20 protein-coding genes and 1 tRNA gene are annotated in these 21,099 nt (G+C 46.8%); 9 read left to right on the forward strand and 12 right to left on the reverse strand.

Annotated elements, in window-relative coordinates:
• Positions 1–2 precede the first annotated feature (2 nt).
• Positions 3–1,289 (forward strand): serine--tRNA ligase, encoded by a 1,287-nt coding sequence (gene serS / locus CFF01_RS09230; protein WP_033538168.1) that lies wholly within the window; start codon positions 3–5, stop codon positions 1,287–1,289.
• A gap of 215 nt (positions 1,290–1,504) precedes the next feature.
• Here the strand turns inward: serS and CFF01_RS09240 are convergent, their stop codons facing one another.
• From CFF01_RS09240 to punR, 6 genes are all read right to left on the reverse strand, one after another.
• The gene (locus tag CFF01_RS09240) at positions 1,505–1,843 is read right to left on the reverse strand and encodes a TusE/DsrC/DsvC family sulfur relay protein (protein ID WP_088904601.1); all 339 of its coding nucleotides are present in this window, start codon (positions 1,841–1,843) and stop codon (positions 1,505–1,507) included.
• Entirely contained in the window at positions 1,837–2,118 is a 282-nt protein-coding gene (gene tusB / locus CFF01_RS09245) for a sulfurtransferase complex subunit TusB (protein ID WP_088904602.1), read from the reverse strand. The genes CFF01_RS09240 and tusB overlap by 7 nt, the downstream gene beginning before the upstream one ends.
• On the reverse strand, positions 2,118–2,474 hold the full coding sequence (gene tusC / locus CFF01_RS09250; RefSeq protein WP_088904603.1) for a sulfurtransferase complex subunit TusC: 357 nt from the start codon (positions 2,472–2,474) through the stop codon (positions 2,118–2,120). Before tusC ends, tusB begins: the two co-directional genes overlap by 1 nt.
• A gap of 8 nt (positions 2,475–2,482) precedes the next feature.
• Positions 2,483–2,872: a sulfurtransferase complex subunit TusD gene (gene tusD / locus CFF01_RS09255; protein ID WP_033538172.1), complete on the reverse strand. Its 390-nt coding sequence runs from the start codon at positions 2,870–2,872 to the stop codon at positions 2,483–2,485.
• 176 nt (positions 2,873–3,048) lie between these two features.
• Positions 3,049–3,708: a Bax inhibitor-1/YccA family protein gene (locus CFF01_RS09260; protein WP_033538173.1), complete on the reverse strand. Its 660-nt coding sequence runs from the start codon at positions 3,706–3,708 to the stop codon at positions 3,049–3,051.
• 155 nt (positions 3,709–3,863) lie between these two features.
• Positions 3,864–4,766, reverse strand: a complete 903-nt coding sequence (gene punR, locus CFF01_RS09265) for a DNA-binding transcriptional activator PunR (protein WP_088904604.1) — start codon at positions 4,764–4,766, stop codon at positions 3,864–3,866.
• Positions 4,767–4,886: 120 nt separating this feature from the next.
• On the opposite strand from punR, the gene punC reads away from it, so the two are divergent.
• Together punC and CFF01_RS09275 are read left to right on the forward strand one after the other, a co-directional pair.
• A complete protein-coding gene (gene punC, locus CFF01_RS09270) occupies positions 4,887–6,149 on the forward strand; it encodes a purine nucleoside transporter PunC (RefSeq protein WP_088904605.1) in 1,263 nt (420 codons plus the stop codon).
• Between the two features lie 80 nt (positions 6,150–6,229).
• A tRNA-Ser gene (locus tag CFF01_RS09275) sits at positions 6,230–6,320 on the forward strand.
• Between the two features lie 142 nt (positions 6,321–6,462).
• On the opposite strand, the gene CFF01_RS09280 is transcribed toward CFF01_RS09275, so the two are convergent.
• From CFF01_RS09280 to CFF01_RS09290, 3 genes are all read right to left on the reverse strand, one after another.
• Positions 6,463–9,645 carry an efflux RND transporter permease subunit gene (locus CFF01_RS09280; protein WP_232479535.1) on the reverse strand — a complete coding sequence of 1,061 codons (3,183 nt, stop codon included), beginning with the start codon at positions 9,643–9,645 and terminating at the stop codon, positions 6,463–6,465.
• A 5-nt stretch (positions 9,646–9,650) separates the two neighbouring features.
• Positions 9,651–10,838 carry an efflux RND transporter periplasmic adaptor subunit gene (locus CFF01_RS09285; protein ID WP_033538177.1) on the reverse strand — a complete coding sequence of 396 codons (1,188 nt, stop codon included), beginning with the start codon at positions 10,836–10,838 and terminating at the stop codon, positions 9,651–9,653.
• A gap of 475 nt (positions 10,839–11,313) precedes the next feature.
• Positions 11,314–12,333: a phosphotransferase gene (locus tag CFF01_RS09290; RefSeq protein WP_198387144.1), complete on the reverse strand. Its 1,020-nt coding sequence runs from the start codon at positions 12,331–12,333 to the stop codon at positions 11,314–11,316.
• A gap of 221 nt (positions 12,334–12,554) precedes the next feature.
• Between CFF01_RS09290 and CFF01_RS09295 the strand changes: the two genes are divergently transcribed.
• Positions 12,555–13,250, forward strand: coding sequence for an SDR family oxidoreductase (locus CFF01_RS09295; RefSeq protein WP_088904606.1), 696 nt, complete (start codon positions 12,555–12,557; stop codon positions 13,248–13,250).
• A 3-nt stretch (positions 13,251–13,253) separates the two neighbouring features.
• Here CFF01_RS09295 and CFF01_RS09300 read toward each other — a convergent pair whose 3' ends face one another.
• Positions 13,254–14,312, reverse strand: coding sequence for a hypothetical protein (locus CFF01_RS09300; RefSeq protein WP_088904607.1), 1,059 nt, complete (start codon positions 14,310–14,312; stop codon positions 13,254–13,256).
• A 125-nt stretch (positions 14,313–14,437) separates the two neighbouring features.
• Between CFF01_RS09300 and CFF01_RS09305 the strand changes: the two genes are divergently transcribed.
• From CFF01_RS09305 to CFF01_RS19135, 4 genes are all read left to right on the forward strand, one after another.
• The gene (locus CFF01_RS09305) at positions 14,438–15,004 is read left to right on the forward strand and encodes a GNAT family N-acetyltransferase (RefSeq protein WP_088904608.1); all 567 of its coding nucleotides are present in this window, start codon (positions 14,438–14,440) and stop codon (positions 15,002–15,004) included.
• A gap of 66 nt (positions 15,005–15,070) precedes the next feature.
• The gene (locus CFF01_RS09310; RefSeq protein WP_088904609.1) at positions 15,071–16,402 is read left to right on the forward strand and encodes an NAD(P)/FAD-dependent oxidoreductase; all 1,332 of its coding nucleotides are present in this window, start codon (positions 15,071–15,073) and stop codon (positions 16,400–16,402) included.
• 114 nt (positions 16,403–16,516) lie between these two features.
• A complete protein-coding gene (locus tag CFF01_RS09315; protein WP_033538183.1) occupies positions 16,517–16,792 on the forward strand; it encodes a hypothetical protein in 276 nt (91 codons plus the stop codon).
• Positions 16,793–17,086: 294 nt separating this feature from the next.
• A complete protein-coding gene (locus tag CFF01_RS19135) occupies positions 17,087–17,257 on the forward strand; it encodes a hypothetical protein (RefSeq protein ID WP_157704973.1) in 171 nt (56 codons plus the stop codon).
• A 57-nt stretch (positions 17,258–17,314) separates the two neighbouring features.
• Here CFF01_RS19135 and gap read toward each other — a convergent pair whose 3' ends face one another.
• Together gap and CFF01_RS09330 are read right to left on the reverse strand one after the other, a co-directional pair.
• Complete coding sequence (gap, locus tag CFF01_RS09325; protein ID WP_033538184.1) at positions 17,315–18,325, reverse strand: type I glyceraldehyde-3-phosphate dehydrogenase; 1,011 nt, start codon at positions 18,323–18,325, stop codon at positions 17,315–17,317.
• A 213-nt stretch (positions 18,326–18,538) separates the two neighbouring features.
• Positions 18,539–19,384, reverse strand: coding sequence for a DUF2989 domain-containing protein (locus CFF01_RS09330; RefSeq protein ID WP_198387145.1), 846 nt, complete (start codon positions 19,382–19,384; stop codon positions 18,539–18,541).
• Positions 19,385–19,582: 198 nt separating this feature from the next.
• Here CFF01_RS09330 and CFF01_RS09335 point away from each other — a divergent pair, with 198 nt between their 5' ends.
• Positions 19,583–21,019, forward strand: coding sequence for a glyceraldehyde-3-phosphate dehydrogenase (locus tag CFF01_RS09335; RefSeq protein ID WP_088904612.1), 1,437 nt, complete (start codon positions 19,583–19,585; stop codon positions 21,017–21,019).
• The last annotated feature ends 80 nt before the right edge of the window (positions 21,020–21,099 follow it).

Raw genomic sequence — 21,099 nt, forward strand, 5'->3', positions numbered from 1 at the left:
ACATGTTAGATCCCAAATTTTTACGTACCGAATTAGAAGCGACCGCTGAGCGCCTCGCCACCCGTGGTTTTATCCTGGATGTGGATCGTCTCAGCAAATTAGAGGAAAAGCGTAAGTCACTGCAAGTGGCGACAGAAGAGCTGCAAGCGTCCCGTAATGCGATCTCCAAATCAATCGGTCAGGCTAAGGCCAAAGGTGAAGACGTTGCGCCGATCATGGCTAAGGTCGGGGATTTAGGCGCCGAGCTAAGCAGCAAGGAAGCCGAATTAAAGCAGCTGCTTGAAGAACTTAACGCCATTGCCATGAGCGTACCTAACTTGCCTGACGAATCTGTGCCTATTGGCGCCGATGAGGCTGAAAACGTTGAGATCCGCCGTTGGGGCGAGCCTAAGCAATATGACTTTGAAGTCAAAGATCACGTTGATCTGGGCGAACTGCACGCTGGTTTAGATTTCAAGAATGCCGTGAAGATCACAGGCTCACGCTTTATCGTCATGAAGGGCCAGATCGCGCGTATGCACAGAGCCCTGGCGCAATTCATGTTAGATCTGCACACCACAGAGCATGGTTATACCGAAGCCTATGTGCCGCTTCTTGTTAATGAGGACAGCCTGTTAGGTACAGGTCAGCTGCCTAAGTTTGGTGAAGACCTTTTCCACACCAAGCCAGCGACAGAAGAAGGTCAGGGCCTTAGCTTGATCCCAACTGCCGAAGTACCACTGACTAACCTAGCCCGCGATACTATTATCGATGAAGATGAGCTTCCGGTTAAGCTGACAGCGCACACGGCTTGTTTCCGCAGTGAAGCGGGTTCTTATGGCCGAGACACTCGTGGCCTGATTCGCCAGCACCAATTCGACAAAGTTGAGTTGGTTCAGCTCGTGAAGCCAGAAGACTCTATGGCGGCACTCGAAAGTCTGACTCAACACGCCGAGACCGTACTACAAAAGCTAGGCCTGCCATATCGCACCGTGGTGCTTTGTACCGGTGATATGGGCTTTGGGGCGGCGAAGACGTTCGATATCGAAGTCTGGCTACCGGCGCAAAACACTTATCGTGAGATCTCCTCTTGCAGTAACATGCAGGATTTCCAGGCTCGTCGCATGCAAGCACGTTATAAGGCTAAATCAGCTAAGAAGCCTGCGCTGCTGCATACCTTAAATGGTTCTGGCTTGGCGGTAGGTCGCACCTTAGTGGCAGTATTAGAAAACTACCAAAATGCCGATGGCTCGATCACTGTGCCAGAAGTGCTTCGCCCCTATATGGGCGGTTTGACCCAAATAGGTTAAGCATATAGCGAGATAGTGTGAAACATGGATAACGGTGGGCGCTATTTTCAGTGGCTGACCTATGTCGTCATTATCTGTATCTTTTTCGCAGTAATGTTTACAACATTTGGGAAAGCGATTTTGTTAGTGATGCAAAATCTCTAACGACAAAAAAACCTTCGCCAAGGCGAAGGTTTTTTATTATGTGCTGATGTACCTTATGCTAACTATAAAGGTTAGATACACTTAGCGGGCTTAGGCAGCCCGGCGATCTTAGTGGCCTGTTTTGCGGGGCCAACCGGGAAGAGGGTATAGAGGTACTTAGAGTTACCTTTTTCTGGGCCTAGACGCTGTCCTATTGCTTTAACCAGGACACGAATCGCCGGGCTCGTCTTAAACTCCATATAGAAATCTCTCACGAAATGTACGACTTCCCAATGGGCGGGGGTCAATGTGATCCCCTCTTCAGCGGCAATGATCTCCGCTAGTGACTCATCCCAATCCGTGACATTTTTAAGGTAGCCCTGGGGATCTGTGGCGATTTGAGCATCGCCATATTGAATATAATTTACCAAGTGATCACCTTAGCATGAGTTAGTGTAAGTTCGACAAATTCCGCCTGGCTGAGTTGGCGGTAGTCACTCAGGCGCTGTTGCAGCCCTCTTGCAATGACATCTTGCTTAAGTAGACATAGATTAAGCTTAGCCAGCTCGTTGCGCCATTTAGCCAGTAAAAGACTATTTACCCCATCACCAATAAGCATCACTGTATCCTGGGTTTGCAGATAGCGTAGACAGGTCGCAAGAGCGTTATCCTGGGCGGCGGAGTGTTGTACGATATGCAATATCATCAGTAAACAAAGACCTCGTCAGCTTGGGCTAATAGCGTAGCGATCTGCTCGGGCGTCTTTGTTTCGACCGGGAACGCAGCGTCTTCTTCCGTTAGCGAGTAATCCTGTAAACTTTGCTGACAGGCATATACCTGCTCTATATCGTACAGAGGGAATGCCTTAAAGGCGGCAACAAAATCTTTAGCGCCAATCACTTCCGGCGTTTGGCCGGGGAGCAAATTGAGCACGCCTTCATCAGCGAAGATAATGCTGACTTCTTGCTCGAAACTGGCACTGAGCAGGGCAAAGTCTAATCCTTCTCGAGCCTTGGCACTGCCATGGGGTGCATGTCTAAAAATAAGCGTGATCTTTTTCATTGTGTTTCCTAGAAGCAGATCACGCGATCGGCTTGTTCAATACCCGCCACGAGTTCACCCAAACCGCCCATTTGATAGGGGGGCTCTAGGTTCCAGTGTTGAAGCTGATTTTCGGCTGATTCGCTAGCCGATAACACACCGCGTCGTAAGGCGGCAGACACGCAATTGACCAGCGGGACATTATGGGTTTGCGCTAATTCACGCCAAGCTTGATACAGGTTGAATTCATCAGAGGCCGGACTCTGTAGATGGTTGGTCGACAGTACGCCATCTTGATAAAAGAAGACCTTGAGGATCTCATGGCCTGCTTCTAGGGCCGCGTTGGCAAACATTAATGCTTGGTAGCTGCTGCCTTGGCCATATCCTGGCTGATTAACTTGAATAACGAGTTTGCTCATTAACCTTCACTTACATCTGTCGCGCAAACGCGCTGAACTTGGGCGCTATTCTATCTTCTTTTTGTAACGATCCCAAATGCCTGAATAACCGGCTGCGGCCTAGTCGAATAAAATTTATGCCGCACATAAAAAAGCCCACCGATAAAGGCGGGCTCTTTAAGTATGACTAGACTAGATTAATCGTCGTTGCCTACACCTAATAAGTGCAAAATAGCGATAAATAGGTTTAGGAAGTCCAGATATAGCGAGACGGTGGCACGAATGTAATTGGTCTCGCCGCCATTAACGATACGGCTGGTATCGAAAAGGATAAAGCCTGTCATTAACAGCGCGATACCTGCGTTAAGGGCCATAAACACCACGCCACTACCGATAAAGATGTTTGCGATACCGGCAACAATGGCGATCACCAAGCCTGCTAATAGGAAGCCACGCATGAAAGAAAAGTCTTTCTTAGTGGTGATGGCGTAGCCACTAAGGGTGACAAATACCACGGCCGTTAATCCTAAAGCCTGCATGATCAGCTGAGGACCATTTGCCATTCCCGCGTAGTGATTGAGCATATAGCCAAGGGACGCACCTTCCATACCTGTAAAGGCAAATACCCAGAACAGGCCTGCAGCCGTATCAGCCTTTCTCAAAGTGACGAACAGCAGAACGAGTCCACCAACTGAAAGCCCGATCGACATGAGAGGACTAATTTGTAACGCCATTGCCAGTCCCGCACAGACCGCTGAGAAGGCAAGCGTCATCGAGAGCAATAAATAGGTGTTTTTAAGCAGCTTATTCACTTCTTGTGTCGAAGCATGGCTGGCATATAGTGTTTCTTGTGTCATCTTTATCTCCAGTGACAGTCACTAACTTGATGGTTTATTTGAGTCAAATAAGGCGCAGGAGTTCCTTTTCATTAACCTGATTTAACCTTTTTAAAAATCTAAATTTATCATACCTGACCCAAGGGTAAGGTGAAAGCTTTGCACTTTCGATAGTCTTAATTAAACCAATCTCTTTGCAGTTTTTCACTATCGCCTAAGTAGTCGAGTACCCAAGCCATAGCAGGCGACTGATTGGCATCGTTCCAGGCAAGGCAACATGGGCTAGGGGCTTTAGGTCTGTCGAGCTGCTTTTCTATCAGCGCACCCGCTTGAACAAAGGGGGTGGCAAAATGTTTTGGCATGTAACCAATACCTAACCCTTCTCGAAAGCAGTTTATCGCTCGGATCCAGTCAGGGACGACGAGTCGGCGCTGATTATCCAGCAGCCAAGTCAGACGCTTTGGGATCTCTCGAGAAGTATCTTCAAGGCAAATAGACGGGTAGATGCGTAGTTCGTCGTCGAGCAGGGGCCTGTCTATTGCCGCTAAAGGATGATGTTTACTGACGAGAAAGGTCCATTCGATGTCGCCCATATCTTTAAAGTGGTAGTCACCCCCGACCGGGATCGCCGTGGTGGCGCCAATAGCGATATCACTGCGCCCGGTTGCGATAGCTTCCCAGACGCCGTTAAAGACCTCAATGCGAATAATAAGCTCGACATTATCAAAATGGCGGTAAAAGTCGGCGATTAAGTTGCTAATTTTATCGGCGCGCACGATATTATCTAGCGCGATAGAAAGTGTGGGTTGCCAACCATTTGCCACACGCTTGGTGTCATTTTTTAATGAAGCTAAGTTAGCCAATACAGAACGCACCTGCTTAACAAAGTGCTCTCCAGCAGGGGTTAAGCTAACGCTCCTATGATGGCGTTCGAATAATATGACCCCTAGCTCTTCCTCGACTTGTTTAACGGCGTAGCTCACGGCGGAAGGGACCTTGTGAAGCTTATTGGCTGCGGCGGTAAAACTACCGACACGGGCCACCATATCTATCAATTGCATCGACTGTTCAGAAAGCATGATAACGGGTCCCTTTTTTGCTGTGAGATTATTTGAAGGCTGTAAGCAAAAATAAACGTTTCACAAGCAAATGGCAAGTCACTAGACTCAGCGACTTTCTTGGTTATTACGTGTGTACCTATGACTTTTAACAGTAAAAGCGCTAATTTGCTATTCTTTATCTACCTTGCATTATTAAGCATGCTAGGTTTTATTGCCACAGATATGTATCTTCCAGCTTTCAAAGCTATTGAAACAAGTTTTGATGCAAGTGCGACTCAGGTGGCAAGTTCGCTAACATTCTTCCTGGCTGGATTAGCCATTGGCCAATTGTTATATGGCCCGTTAGTTCAGGCTATTGGTAAGCGCATGAGTCTGGTGATAGGACTCAGCCTATTTGGTGGTGCCAGTTTAGCCATTGCTTATAGCGATAACATTGTCATCTTCAATGGGGCCAGATTTTTTCAAGCTTTGGGTGCTTGTAGTGCCTCAGTGATCTGGCAGGCGATAGTGATCGACAGATATCGCGCCAGCGAAGCACAGCAGGTGTTTAGCAACATTATGCCACTTGTAGCCCTGTCACCCGCTCTGGCTCCAATTCTTGGTGCCTACATGTTAGAGTGGCATCAATGGCCAAGCATTTTTGTGACGCTGGGTATACTGAGTTTGGTACTCATCATCGCAACCCTTATTTGGGTTAAGCATGATACTAAGACCAGTGATGCCTCAAGCTCACAAGAGACTAAGGTGGGTTACTTAACCATGCTTGCGAATCCAAAATATCTGGGTAATGTGCTGATCTTCGGCGCCTGTTCGGCGGCATTTTTCTCCTATCTGACGCTATGGCCTATCGTGATGGAGCAACATGGTTATGAAGCAAAGGCAATTGGTCTAAGTTTCATTCCCCAGACCATCATGTTTATCCTTGGTGGCTATTTAAGTAAGACCCTGATCCGTAAAGTTGGGCCTGAAGTTAGTCTTACTTGGATTTTACTATTGTTCGCCGTGTGTGTCGGCGGAATCGCCTTGGTGACACTTTTATGGCCAGCGCAGACTATCTATCCGCTGCTAGCTATCTTCTCGGTAATGGCTGCTGCCAATGGCGCTTGTTATCCGATAGTGGTGAACTGTGCACTTCAGGTGTTTAAGCAGGTGTCGGCTAAGGCCGCTGGGTTACAAAACTTTTTGCAGATCAGTATCGCTTTTGGCGCCTCATCACTTGTTGCCTTGTGGGCAAGCAGTGGCGAAAAGGCAATAGGTGTCGGCATTGTGCTCAGCGCTGTAGGAGTGCTGATTGGCTATCAAGTGCGACGCTATGACAACTGGCGCGCTGTTTTTGGCGCGATTTCGACGCCAGACCCAGCTAAAATTGCGCTGCATCAGGAAAATGACAGTACAAAATGAGTGTTAGTTAGCCAAATAAACCGCGTTTGAATATTTTCGCTTTACAAGTGAAATAGGCCACTATATTATTCGCGGCGTTCGGAGAGATGGCAGAGTGGTCGAATGCACCGGTCTTGAAAACCGGCACGGGTTTATAGCCCGTCTAGGGTTCAAATCCCTATCTCTCCGCCACATTAAGAAAAAAGGCTTCCAGTAATGGAAGCCTTTTTTCATTTACGCCAGCGCCTTTGGCAAGATACTGCATCCAAGCGAACTATCGCGGTAAAAAAGCCCGCTGGTTCGCGGGCTTTTATCTGCAAGTCAAACAGCCTACTTAATTTGTTTGTGGTAGCTTTTCACTTTGTTTGTCGTTGAAAAACCGTCCCATAAAAATACTCAGCAGACGTTTCATATCTTCAATCGCGACGTAGAGGCAAGGGATCAGCACCAAGGTCACAACCGTTGCAAATAGAACCCCGAAAGCCAGTGATACGGCCATAGGGATCACCATCTGCGCCTGCATGCTGGTTTCACTCATGATGGGCACTAAGCCGATAAAAGTGGTCAGTGAGGTGAGCAGAATGGCCCTGAATCGCCGACAACCAGCCTCGATCACTGCCTGCCTCATGGATACGCCAGCCAGACGGGCTCGGTTGATGTAATCCACCATCACCAGTGAGTCGTTTACCACCACCCCTGCGGCGGCAATAATCCCAAAGAGGGAGAGGGCGCTTAGATCGATACCCAAGAGCATATGGCCAAGTACTGATCCAATGATGCCAAAAGGGATCACTGACATGATCATCATCGGCTGCACATAGGATTTAAGCGGCACCGCCAAAAGGCTGTATATAACCAGCAGCGAAATAACAAAGTTACGCATCTGGGTATTGGCACTTTCTATCTGCTCTTGAATGTTACCCGAGACTTCGCTCTTCACCCTAGGGTACTTACGCAGTAGGTCAGGGATAAAGTTGTCCCGAATATCCTCAGCTAGTTTAAAAGGCTCAGCTTGAGCGGCATCTACAGAGGCCCAAACATTGATGGTGCGATTACCATTTTCGCGTCTGATCCCACTGACGCCTTGAGTCACCTGGATTTCTGCGACCTCTGATAGCGGTATTTCCGCGCCCTGTGGCGTCAGTATCATCACCTCGGTAACATGGGCGATAGAGTTACGCTGATCTTCTGGATAGCGCAGCATCACCTTAATCTCTTCACCGTTACGCAATATACGCTGTGCCTCGAGGCCGTAGAAACTGGCGCTGACTTGGGAGGCGATGTCTGCTAGGGTGAGCCCTAGGCTGTTGGCCAAAGGTTTTAAGCTAAACTGTACCTCTTTTGCGCTGGACTGCCTGCTGTCATTGACGTCACCCACCCCTTGTAGGGTGTTGAGTTTTGCCTTGAGTTCCTTTGCGGCAGCGATGAGCTGCTGATCATCCTTACCTTCGAGGCGGAAGCTGATATCACCATCATCGCGACCACCTCCAAAGAGGTTATCTTGAATGGTAAAGGACTTAACCCCTGGGATCTGCGGCATCGCCAGGCGCCAACGTTCTGCCAGTGCAAAGGTGTCAATAGGGCGAAGCTCGGGCGTAACCAATTTAGTCATTATCTGAGCACGGGTGCGGCTCTGAAGGTCGACCTGCATATCGGCGATCATGCGCTGGCCAAACTCTTGTTCCAGCTGTTCGTCGACACCATAGAGGGCCTTTTTGATAGCGAGCGCCGCGGCCAGAGTGGCTTTTTCTGAGGCGTCCACATTCATCTCGACACTGATGCGAGGGAAGTCGTGAGGAATTTTAGGCTGACCGACATACCGCAAAATCCCCCCCTGATAGAGACCAGCACAGACAAGAATAAAGCTGATAAACAGGGTAATAATCATGTATCGATATTTGACCGCTAAGGTCAAAGAGGGGTGATATAGACTATTAATCACAAACTGTAGTGCAGCATCTACCCGGCTCTGAAGATAATTCACGCCGCGCCTTAACAGGTTGATGGGGGTGCGTGAGCCTGCCGGTACTTGAGTTTTCTGTTTCATTCTGGCCAAGTGAGCAGGCAGAATCAGCTTAGATTCAACCAGTGAAAAGAGCAGGCAGAGGATCACCACATACCCAATTGATTGACCAAATGCCGACGAGGGGCCATCGTCTAAGGTAATAGGCAAGAAGGCCGCTATGGTGGTGAGCACGCCGAAAGTCGCCGGCATGGCAACCTTTTTCACTCCTCTTATCACATTGTCTAAGCTTTGCCCTTTTTCTTCACATTCAGTGTGGGCACTTTCGCCCATGACGATGGCGTCGTCGACCACTATCCCCAACACCAAAATGAAGGCAAATAAACTAATGACATTGATAGTCACGTCTATCATGGCCATGGGCATGAAGAGCAGGGTACCTAAGAAGCACACTGGGAGGCCCATCATTACCCAGAAGGCCAATCTAACCCGTAAGAAGAGCGCCAACATGATAAACACCAAGACAGCGCCACTCTTCATACTGTCCAGCATCAAGTTAAGACGTCCCTCCAGGTAATAGGTCATATCGACCCAGGTCTCAAGGCTAAGCCCTTGAGGCAGGCTAGCTTGTTTACTTTCAACGTACTTGTTCACCACCTTGGCGACATCGGTCATGCTCTGATCATTCGATGCGCCGACAAAAAAGGTGACAGAATTTTTACCGTTAAACTTGGAGTATTGGATCCCTTCTTCAAAACCGTCGACGACATTGGCGACATCGCCGAGCAGTAACTTAGTACCATCTTCTAGGGTGATCAGGGGAAGGTTTTCAAACTCATAGCCAACATAGGCCTGGTTTTGTACCCTGAGGCTAATATAGCCATTTTCCGCTTTAATTTGTCCTGCCGACATATTACGTGAATAGCCTCTGACAGCCTGGGCAACATCGTTAAAGGTCAGGTTGTATTCCCGCAGCTTATCTTTGCTCACTTCGATGGCGACTTCATAGTTTAATCCGCCGTAAAATTCGGTGATATTCACCAAAGGCAGCTGCATCAGCTCATCATGTATCTTCTCGCCAAACTCCTTAAGTTGCTTAGGCGGGAGATCGCCATAGAGACTAATATAGAACACCTCTTGCCTGAGCTTGATGCGCTCAACTCGAGGGCGCTCCATACCGTCTGGAAAGCTGGAGATAGAATCGATTTCAGATTTAATTTCATCGAGAACGACTTGAGGATCGTAGGAGTCTTCAATACGAAAATAGCCTGATGCAGAATTTCGATTAGAGTAGGTAATGACGCGTTTAAGTCCTTGTACTCGCTCCAATGCCTCTTCGACTTTAATGGTGATCCCTTCTTCAACCTCTTGGGGGGCTGCACCTGGATAAAAGGCGCTGAACTCAACCCAGTTGATCTCTACCTGAGGGAAGAACTGTTTTCTGATGGTATTTGCTGTTAACAGACCACCGAGTATGATGATGATCATTAGCAGGTTTGCCGCGACGCTGTTACGAGCAAACCAGGCAATAATGCCCTTATTGGTATCTGGCATTTGCCTTACTCCTTGTCGTCCATGGCAATCTGACTGGCGCTTTCATCTTCAACAGGCTGCGTCTGCTTGTCTTGGGCAAGGGCAAGCTTCATCCCTTCGATGGGATAATCTAGGGCAGAGGTGATCAAACGCATACCGTCATCCAGACCCTCGCCAATGACCACCTGAGTGCCTTGCTGACGCACAATATCGACGGTTTTAAAGGCGAGGGTATTGTCTGGGGTTAATACTGCCACTTGATCATTAACCACTAAGTGTCTGGCAATGGTCGTCACATCTTGTGATTGTGAACCGTGGATCTGCGCCGTAATATAGCTGCCATACCTTAGTGGCTGTTTGTTATCTTTTAGGCCATAAGGGTCAACCACTTCTGCAACCAAATAGGTCATACGGCTATGGTTATCGATAACGCCTTCACTGCGAACAATCTTCCCGTTCCATTGCTGCTCTTTCCCGGCAAAATTGCCGTGCAGGGCGACTTGTGCTCCTAAGCCTTTATTGTCGAGATAACGGATCTCCTTGTCAGGAAGAGGCAGGCGGATCTCGGCTTTTTCTGTACTAAGCACTTTGCCAAGTGGGGTGCCAGCCGAGACGTAAGAGCCGAGTCCGATCTTACGGCTCTCAATCAGTGCATCATAAGGCGCCTTGATCACTGTGCGCTCCAGATTTCGTGTCGCGCGCTTTAAACCTGCTTCAGACGAATTGAGTTTGGCGACTTCTTGGGCCAGTTGCGGTTTACGCAGACTTAACTCGGTAGGGGAACCATTTTCGATCCGTTTCCACTCCTCCGCGGCCACTTTGCCGAACGCTTTTTCCTGTACTAGCGTCGCTTTCGCACTGGCGACCGTTGCTTTGGCATCGATAAGGGCGGCTTCATAGTCACTCGGGTCAATTTTTGCCAGCACCTGACCTTTCTTAACAAATCCTCCCCTGACAAACGCATCTGCCAGATAGACGATTTCCCCGGTCACTTGCGAGACTAACTCTGTCTCGTATTTGGCATTGACGATACCGTATGAATTGACATTAAAGGTCATGGGTTGCTTGTCTATTATCTCAACAGCAACAACTGGGGTGTTGTCCACCGCGGGCTTCTCTTGCGGAGGTTTTTTCATCGATGCCAGTACGGCATAAGTGCCGCCGCCAAGGGTTAAAACGACGACGGGCAGAATAATCTGTTTTAGGGTAGCCACAAACACTTCCTCTTGTTGGAGCTAAGGCTTTAAATTAATTATTAAAAAGTCTATTTCAATTCGGCGAAAGAAAAACTCAAGCTAAATGTTATCGAAATGAGCGTTTTGTTAAAGCGCTTAAATGTAAACAGGTATGTAAAGGCGAGGGGGAAATTGATAATTCAAGGTCATATTGCGCAGGGGAAAGTGTACATACTGATGGCCAGACTCAAGATAAGAGACGACCCATAACGTAAGTTTGGTTCGAAAGAAAGAGAGTGTGATGCCGCGTTATTGGCTAAATTACTTAGCACATTTGGGTACTCACCCGTTTGCGTATATCGAGCACTCTCTTAATAAGATTGTAGCTTGATTTAGGCTCAATTGCGCCGCTTTGAAACCGCTAAATGATACACGAGTTAAGAATTCAGCTTGAGACTAATGATCACATTAATGCTAGCGAGATTCTTACCAGGATCGATTCAGTTAGGCTAGGTTATAACCCGTGTAGGGCTTTTTGTGTCATCGACTCGCTAAAACCATGACGTTTACTGTGCTGAGGCTGCCATCCTGCGAGAAAACGCTCAAAGTCGGCCCACGCCAATGGCAGCAACTCTTGCCATTCCTTAGTCAGCGCCGCAACCTCCTGTGCAGGCAGGCGGCGACTTAATTGTCTGCTTAGACAGCTAAAATAGTGAGTGACGGCTGCTTGATATTGTAAGCTAAGTTGTTGTTCATCTAAGCAGCTACCCAATAGGTAGATAAGATCTTTTACACCAACCCCACCACCCACGTACTGAAAGTCTAATGCTGCAACCCCAATAACGCCTATTTCATCAAGGTTTGGGTGAAAGCAAAAGTTAGCGACTTTAGCATCGCCATGTACCAATGTTTGATAGCTCGCACCATTGAGCCTGGCGTCGATCACCTCGGCTGCTTCCTTCAGGGCACAATTTTCCATGGCTTCAAGCTCTTCTGGGCGAGTCGCAAGATGCCAATAGGTACCGATTGGCCATAAGCCCTTGGTATATTTTTCGTTCGTGTTGCTGTTTTTGGGCATCCGATGGGCAAACAGCCCATGAAAGATAGCAAGCCACTCAATAGTGGCAAACAATATTATTTTATCAAGATGATGGCGGCGCTCTGTAAAGCCCTGGGCATCCAGATCGCTTAGAACCAGCAATATTTCTTGCGACGCATCGTCTTGATGAGCCGCTAACAGTCGAGGTAGATTCAATTCGGGCAAGCAACGCTGTGCCCATTGTTGATACCAGTTAAGTTCAACCTGGTATGAGGTCATCTTGCGCTGATGTGAAAGCTTGCTGTTCCAATGATAGGGATGCTTACCAGATAAAGGCGGCGAGATATGCTTAACGATTACGCTCTGGGGGCCTTGCTGCGTTTGCATTAGGTAGCGGGCGATTTCGCCATAACCACTCCATAACGTCTGCAGATGGGCACTTTTTTCAACACTAACGAGATCGAACTCTTCACATAGAAATTGATCGATATTCAAAAATCTTTGTCCTTTGGTGCGAGAGCAGATAGTGAAATCTCTGTCATTAAGATGTCGTTATTGTCGCAGACAATAGGAGAAGGTAAAAGCTGATAAAGCAATGGCATTTCTCTTTTTATTTGCAAGCTGGGTTGATGAATCAGTTGGGCAGAGTCGTGCGCCTTAGGTTATGATCTATTTAGTGAATCTTTGAGCATCAATTGAGCGGTTTAGGAGGCGTTATGACAAAGCATGTAGTGATCACCGGCGCGAATAGAGGGATCGGGCTTGGCTTCGTGCGCCACTATTTATCACAAGGGGATAAGGTTAGCGCCTGTTGTCGTCAGCCATCTCAGGCCTCGGCGTTGATCCAGCTGGCAGAGATCTATGGCAACTTAAATATCTTGCAACTTGATGTGACCGATGACGCTTCGGTGAAGGCATTACCTCAACACCTTAACGACCACACCATAGATATCTTAATCAACAACGCTGGCTACTATGGTCCGAAGGGAGAGGGGTTTGGCCAGTTACACAGCGCCGAATGGCAAAAGGTGTTGGCGATTAACACTATTGCGCCTCTCATGGTAGCGCAGATCTGTTATCCAATGATTCAAAAGGCGACAGATGCCAAGGTGGTATTTATCTCTTCTAAGATGGGAAGCATGGGGGATAATCAAAGTGGTGGAAGTTACCTCTATCGTTCCTCTAAGGCGGGCTTGAATGCCGCAGTGAAAAGTTTAGCGATCGATCTGAGTTCGGAAGATATCTACTGCGCCATTTTTCATCCAGGTTGGGTACAAACCGAGATGGGGGGGCCAAATGCGTTGCTGACTGTCACTGAGGCTGTTGAGCAAATGACCCAGTGTATCGAAAAGCTCGACAGTGAGTCGTCTGGCAAATTCCTCAACTATGATGGCCAGGTTATCCCCTGGTAACTTTTATTTGAGAGGAAAGGCGGCAGAGATACATTCTCTCACCGTAAAGCGATATCGGTACTTAGCCTGTTCGTCAGGGACAACTTCAAGGATCTCGTAATCATTTAGCTCGACGACGTTGGCCTCGTCCCGCTTTTCGCATCGGGAGCGACCATCCGCTTCCAGATGATAAGCAAATTGTGCAATAAGCTGACGTATCTCCTGCTGATAGGCGAGTCGCACCTTGGCATACTCTTGTGCCAGTGACTCTGGCTCATCCTCTTCTTTCTTTACAGCATTACTTTGCTGTTCGAGATTCGTTTCCATAAAAGGGGATGCCGTTGACGTGGTGGGCGTATCAGCCTTTTCTTCTTTTGGCCTAGCTTGAGTGAATTCTGGTTGTTGGGAAAGCGTTTTTGATGTGCCCATGGTAACGGTATTTTCAATTTTCTTTATGTCGCTAAACGCGGTTTCCACTTGTTCCTCGACATTTCCGATAAGCAAGATCAAGTGATATAACAAGACAAAAGAGAGGACAAATCTAACTACTAGGGTGGTAAATCTATAGTGACTGTTCGCCGTAAGGGAAAACAGCTTAATACCTATAGGTTTAAGGAGGAGCGCAATAAAGAGATATAAAGGCATAATTATCTGCGCAAACAACAGGCCTACGGCGCTGATCCCCAGCACCCATGCGGGGAGTAACAATAAGATAGCGAAGTTATGGGTATAGTTAAAATGGGTTGCGGGCACCCCCACCACCTCATTAACAATCGCGCCAGCCATGGCCAAAGCATAATTGGCCACTATGGCGTAAAACAACAGTAAAATAGCCTTACCCGCTAATGAGTGCCATACCCTTTCAAAAACAGGCCAAAACTCTAAGGTAAGGGCTATGGTAGTAATAATGGCGACTAAACCCAAACTGTCACTCGCCAGCAACAGGGCGGCGAGTAGATAGAGGCGTTGAGGAAGCGTTAAGCGTTGCCATATCGCTTTGATGCTAAGTATAAAAGATTTAGGCATCATGACGAGTCTGGTTATTTTGTTTTCCAGGCCCGGTTTAAAATTTTCTAGGTTCACCCAGTGACTCCATGATTGTCTGGGACTGCTTAATAAATATGCGCTTAATCCCTTCCTTACTCCATATAGACGTTTTTATGTTACCTTGAGGTTAAATCCAGGTAAACAAAAGAGTGTGTAAGTGGATGAATAACCAGGTAGAAATAAGGCCGTTGCAACTTGAAGATTTTACCAGTGTGATTGCACTGGGTAACTTGGTACATGGCGATGGGTATCTAGATGAAGAGTTACTTGGCGAGTTCCAACAAAAAGGTTGTAAGGCGGGGCTTAATGCTAACTTTGTCGCCTATCTGGATGGTGCGTTAGTTGGGTTTCGTCTGACCTATGCCGCGGGCAATTGGCAAATTGATCCATGGTGTACACCGGGTCTCTGGGGTATTCCTGTGGAACGCTGTTGTTATTTTAAATGCAATACGGTAGCGGAGCAGGCCAGGGGATTGGGTATAGGTAAAGCGTTATTAGAAAGATCCATTCAAGCCTGTAAGGCGCAAGGGGCATTAGCCGGAGTCAGTCACCTGTGGCAACAAAGCCCGGATAACTCTGCCGTGGGGTATTTTTCTAGCGCAGGAGGACAATTAATTAAGGAACACCCTGACCGCTGGAATAACAACCCCGACCATCCCGACTATGTTTGTGTTTTGTGCGGCAAGGACTGCCATTGTGTCGCCTGCGAAATGTTACTCACCTTTTAAGTCTAGCGTGTAACGTTTGAACCCTGTTATCTTGCTTAGGGCAAGTTGCCCAGATGAATAAAATCTATGTCATACGATCCATTGCTTTCCCAATATCCCGATGCCCAGCCTTGGCCAGATACCTACTGGGCTTCTAGAGTAAGTAAACCCAAGTTGCTCTCACCTCTTGCCCGGCGAGAACAAACAGATGTAGCTATTATCGGTGGTGGCTATACCGGGCTATTAACTGCTTATTATCTCGCTACAGAATTTAATATTCAGGCTACTGTGCTTGAAGCTAATCAGATAGGTTTTGGTGCCAGTGGCCGTAATGCCGGTTTCGTTCTTAAAGGCTCCGGGCGTATGGGGTATGGAGAGATGGCCAGAAAATGGGGGCTCGAAACCACAAAAGGAATCTATCGAGAATTTTCCCAAGCTGTCGAGCGGGTAGAGCAGCTTATTGAAAGCCACAAAATAGCCTGCGATCGTCAGCCCAAAGGTTATCTTAAAATTGCCCATAACGGCGCCGCTTATAAGACGTTAAAAGGTGCTGCAGATTTTATTGCAGAACATCTAGGTGATGACGCGCAGTTTCTCAGTGCAGAGGAACTCAAACGTGATTATATGGACAATCATCAGGCGTATGGCGCATTACGACTACAAGATGGCTTTGGGGTGAATCCGTTAAAGCTCTGTCTCGGGTATAAGCAGGCGCTTCAATCGCTAGGGGTCTCCCTGTATGAGTCGAGTTGTGTCAAACTTTGGCTTCAAGAGGGGACTCATCATAGGCTGGTAACAGGTAAGGGAGAGTTGATTGCTAAACAAGTGATTAGTGCCGGTAATGCCTATACGCCGAAAACCTTTAATTCAGCCATCGATAATCGTTACCTACCCATTTTAAGCAATATCATAGTGACAGCACCTTTGAGTGAAGCTCAGTTGCTGCAAACAGGTCTAAAGACACATCAGGTCACTATGGATACCCGTCGGCTCAAATACTACTACCGTCTGCTTGACGATAATCGATTGTTGTTTGGCGGCAGAGGAGCGATAAGCGGTAAAGATGCGAGCGACCCGCGTTACGGCGAAAGGTTAAAGCGTGCCATGTGTGATTGCTTTCCCTCACTGGCAGATATCGACATCACCCATAACTGGACGGGTTGGATTGCTGCCGCAATGGATGATATGCCTCATGTGTTTAGTGCTAAAGGGTATGGTTATAGCCTGGGATATTGCGGCGCCGGTGTCGCGTTTTCGGCTCAAGCAGCATTTCGACTTGCACAGCGCATTGCGGGACAAGCTTTACCTGAGCTACCACTTTATCAAACACCTTTGCCAACCTTTCCCTTTGCACGCCTAAGGCGCTTAGGGCAAAGAGGTTATTATCAATATGCCTGGTTAAGAGACAGGTACTTTTAGCGGAGCAAATTTGGTAAGATAGCGAGTTCACACGCAAAGCCGATGAGATGTTCTATAATTTTCTACTGTTGTTTTTTTCATCAGGCTAAGGCTCATCGTTAAAGGTTATCCGTTATGAAACATGTTGTAGATAAGATGCTCGATAAACATCAGAACTTGGTGCATTCAGAGGGCGTAAAAATTTTATCCCATACCCAAAGAGAAATAGATGAATGGGTACAACATACGGTAACCATAGAAGGCTGTGACGCACCTTTTAAATTTAAGCGTACAAAGAAATATCGTAGCTTACAGGGACAGAAGGTTAATATGACCTATTATCCCGAGACAGAAACGGTAGCTGGGTTTGATTTCGAAATCATGAAAGTGGTTCGTATTAAACGTTTTTAAGCTGATTTTACCGCTTAGCTACACAGTTCTGCTTGATAGTACTGACTTTGGCTGTTTGCGTAAGGCGTTGTTCAGTTTACCCTCCATATAATAGTGATATCCAATTAGCTTACAGGCTCAATGAGGTTCACTATGCAATTCAATGCTACAAATAGATGCGACCCTGCGCCGCGTCAAATTCAACCTGTACAGGCAGATCGTCTATACGCAGCTCATAGCCGCGCCTTTTTTATTAAGCGTTTAATTAAGAGTGATTGCCAGCGCGTCACGTCGTGCTTAGCTGAGCACTATTTAATGCCCGTTGCCGTCAATACTAAGCATTTACTAGCTTATAAGCAGAGGTTACTCGAGCTCTACCGCTACGTACTTTCTTCTGAACTCACTGACGTCGAGCGTCAGATTTTGCTAGGCTATCTTACTCATTCGGTCGACAGCCTAGATGATGCTATGGCACGTATCGTTTGATAATGCGGTAGGATCAAAAAAGGAGCCCTTAGGCTCCTTTTTTTAGTTGGTCGCTTTTTACTTAGCTGTCATCAATGCCACGGCATTGTCTAGCATACGATTACTGAAGCCCCATTCGTTATCGTACCACGCCATGACTTTAACCAGACGGCCATTTACACGAGTCTGTGTAGCGTCAAAGTTAGAAGAGAATGGATTGTGGTTAAAGTCGATAGAAACCAAAGGTTCTTTGTTTACTGCCAGCACTTCGCTCATTGGCGCTACGCTTGCAGCTTTCTCGATGATGGCGTTGATCTCTTCTACGCTGGTGTCGCGAGCGGCGATGAAGGATAAATCCACCAATGATACGTTAACCGTTGGTACACGAACCGCCATACCGTCAAACTTACCGGCCAACTCTGGTACAACTAATCCTACTGCGGCGGCAGCGCCTGTCTTGGTTGGGATCATAGACATAGCAGCGGCACGAGCACGGCGTAGATCAGTATGATAAACGTCTGACAAACGTTGGTCATTGGTATAAGCGTGGATAGTGGTCATCAGACCTGACTCGATACCAATTGCATCATTTAACGGCTTAGCGAAAGGGGCCAAACAGTTAGTGGTACATGAGGCGTTAGAGATCACAGTCATATCAGCGGTGATCACTTCGTTGTTAACACCGTAAACCACAGTCGCATCAACGTTTTTACCTGGAGCTGAGATAATCACTTTTTTAGCGCCAGCATTTAGGTGAGGTTGAACCGCTTCTTTAGAAGTGAATATACCAGTACATTCAAACACCACATCTACATTTAGCTCAGCCCAAGGCAGTTTTGCCGGGTCGCGCTCTGAGAAGGTTTGAATTTTGTCTTCGTTGACATAGATAGCTTCATCATCATGTTCAACTTTAGCGTTGAAACGACCATGAACTGAATCGTACTTGGTTAGGTGTGCATTAATAGAAGCGTCACCCAAGTCGTTGATGGCAACGATTTGAATTGGGTATTGCTTGTCGCTTTCATAAAGCGCGCGAAGTACGTTTCTACCGATACGGCCATAACCGTTAATTGCTACGCGGATAGTCATCTCATATCCCTCAGGTAAATGTATAAAAATATCTGGTAGTAAAATTACCAAATTGACAGCTATCGTCAAGCAATATCGGGATTTATCGGTAAGTTAGCTTAACAATTTTGCTGTTTTCTTTACAAAGATCAGGTTTTCTACAAAAAAAGGGGCTATTTCTGTAAAAAAAATACTAGTGGCAAACATTTTGCCGGGGCGGAAACAGCTGCCTTATTAAGACGAGCTGTTCAACTGTGCCCGAATATCACTAGAAGCGTAGTCACCCTTTTGCAGATGTTCCACTAGGTTTTCCGCTTGTTGGTCTAAAAAGATGGCCACTTGTTGATCGCCATTAATTAATGCATTCATTTTGGCATCGGACGCCGTATTGCGCGTCATCAATACGTTGGCTTTTGAAAAGAGATAGGTTTTTTCGAAGTCATTTTGCTGGTGGTAGATGCTGGCTAGCCCTAACAGCCAGTCAGGATTAAAACCTTCTGGTGTTGTGCGATCTAATAGTTGTAGATAGAGCGCTTTAGCTTTATTGAGATCGGACTTTTGATAGTAGGAAGCAAGACTGGCCAGAATGTCTAAATCATCAATAGCTCCGGCTTGTTGCGCTTTAATGACTCTCGATAGCGCTGCCTGATCGTTTAAACGTAGCCAGTGGTAATAGGAGAGATAGATATCGGGATCGTCTTTAGTGCTTTCTCGCAGCTGCGCTAAGTTCTGGGCGCTAATACCAAAGGCTCGCACCCTGTCGTTGGTGCGTTCGGGATGCAAGATATGTTGAACACCGGCTGCCAATTCTATGCACTTATTGTAGTTCTCAAGATTAATTAGGTGCTGGTATATTTGCTTACCAGTGGGGGAAGGGGTGTTTTTCAGGGCGTAGCGCTTCTGAATTAAGTCGGCTTTCTCGTATCGGCACCAGCTATCACGATGCAGGTCATCACAAAGCTCAGGATTATTTTTACAAATCGTGGCGGTATTAACACCATTATCGCAGCCAAATAGGCCAAAAATCGCTAAAATCGACAATAATGGTGTAATGATTACAAAATTTTCCCTCAAACGCATATCCTCATAGGATTTTATCTAATAATATTACATAGTTAGAGAAAATATCTTACTAGATCGTAAGCCGACTTTTCATTACAATGGCGCCGACCAATAACGGGATTGACGCCCGATAATAATAGAGTATTGGTCTTTTCTTTTTGTTACTCAAACATTTCTACAATAAATCTAGTAGAAAGTGAGATAAAGGATCTGTAAATGACCGCTGATAAACACCTACAAAGTTGGCAAGAACGTTTTGAAATGGCTGAGGCAATGCAGCCTCTACTGGGTAAGTTATACCGTAACCAAGGTGTAGAAGTCGTTCTATACGGTAAGCCACTTCTTAATGCTTCCACTATCGAGATCATTAAGTCACACCGTTTAGTACGTCGTCATGTGGGTGACAAACTCAGATTACGTGAAAGTTTTCCTTTCGTTGAAGCGCTTAGCAAGCTTGCGGTGAAGCAATGTAAAGTGGATATCGGTAAATTAGCGGTTAATTACTGGCGTGAGCACAAAGATGCTAGCCAAATCGAAGCTTACATGAGCCACGAGCTAGCGTCTGCAATTGACCATGAAGACAACCAAGAAGCTCGCGATGTCGTACTATATGGTTTTGGTCGTATCGGACGTCTACTCGCGCGCCTGCTGATCGAAAGAACAGGTGTTAGCAACAAACTGCGTCTACGCGCTATCGTGTTGCGCGGTGGTCGTAAGGGCGATCTTGAAAAGCGTGCCAGCCTGCTGCGTCGTGATTCAGTACATGGTCCATTTAATGGTTCAGTTGAGGTCGACGAAGAGAACAACGCAATCATCGCAAACGGCACCTATATTCAGGTCATCTATGCTAACTCGCCAGATGAAGTCGATTATACCCGTTATGATATTAATGATGCGTTGGTGGTTGATAACACTGGTATCTGGAAAGATGAAGATGGCCTAGGTTTACACCTGAAATCTAAGGGTGCTACTAAGGTACTGCTAACTGCTCCGGCTAAAGGTGCGATTAAGAATATCGTTTACGGTGTTAACGAAAACGATATTTTGGATGAAGATACTATCGTTTCGGCCGCAAGCTGCACGACTAACGCAATCACTCCAGTGCTTAAGGCGATTAACGATAAATACGGAATCGTCAATGGTCACGTAGAAACCATCCACTCTTACACCAACGATCAGAACCTGATTGATAACTATCATAAGGCTGACCGTCGTGGTCGTAGCGCACCGCTCAACATGGTGATCACAGAAACTGGTGCCGCTAAAGCCGTGGCTAAAGCGCTTCCTGTATTGGCGGGTAAGTTAACCGGTAATGCGATTCGCGTACCGACGCCAAACGTTTCTATGGCGATCATTAGCCTTAACCTTAATGGCGAAACCAGCAAAGACGATATCAACGAATACCTACGCAATGTCGCGTTAAGCTCTGAACTTCAAAACCAGGTTGATTTTACCGAGTCGACTGAAATTGTTTCTTCAGACCTTGTTGGCTCTCGTTATGCGGGTGTCGTTGATTCTCAAGCGACTATTGCTGATGGTAATCGCGCTATTCTTTATGTTTGGTATGACAACGAATTTGGCTATAGCTGCCAGGTCGTTGGCGTAATGCAGAAGATGTTAGGACTTAACTATCAGTCTCTGCCAGCCGCTTAAATTTAAGTGCTTATAGAAATACCCTGGCTTAGCCCAGGGTATTTTTTTATCAATAACATAATGAATCTGCTTAACAAAAA

Source organism: Shewanella marisflavi (assembly GCF_002215585.1).
In the GTDB taxonomy this organism is placed as follows: Bacteria; Pseudomonadota; Gammaproteobacteria; order Enterobacterales; family Shewanellaceae; genus Shewanella; species Shewanella marisflavi.